The following is a 439-nucleotide window of genomic DNA, read 5'->3' as shown; positions in this document are numbered from 1 at the left end:
GGTGGCGGGCGGGTGCGCAGTGTCGTTCATAGTGAAATGGCCTGTGGCGCCCTATTCACGGGCGCAAACAGCTATCAAATATATAGCAATCAACCAAGCAGCTGGGCCAGCGCAAAGCCCGGGTCTTCGGCGCGCATGAACGCCTCGCCGACCAGAAAGGCGTGCACGTCGGCGTCGCGCAGCGTCTTCACGTCGGCGGGCGAAAGAATGCCCGACTCGGCCACCAGCAGGCGGTCGGCCGGCACGTGCTTCTTGAGGTCGAGCGTGGTCTGGAGCGACACCTCGAAGGTGCGCAGATTGCGGTTGTTGATGCCCACCAACGGCGTCTTGAGCTGGAGCGCGCGGTCCAGCTCGGCGCCGTCGTGCACCTCCACCAGCACCGCCATGTCCAGGCTGCGGGCGATGGCCTCGAAGTCGGCCATCTGCGCATCGTCCAGGC

The 439-nt window shown here is 65.4% G+C and carries 1 protein-coding gene; it reads right to left on the bottom strand.

The features are described 5' to 3' along the window. Positions 1-89 precede the first annotated feature (89 nt). Positions 90-439, bottom strand: a 350-nt coding sequence (locus D7Y13_RS43065) for an indole-3-glycerol phosphate synthase TrpC (RefSeq protein ID WP_147452724.1), incomplete at its 5' end; no start/stop codon positions are given.

It is taken from the genome of Corallococcus praedator, assembly GCF_003612125.1.
In the GTDB taxonomy this organism is placed as follows: Bacteria; Myxococcota; Myxococcia; order Myxococcales; family Myxococcaceae; genus Corallococcus; species Corallococcus praedator.
Note: the sequence above shows the minus strand (reverse complement) of the source record. Positions and strands in the feature narration are given on the sequence as shown.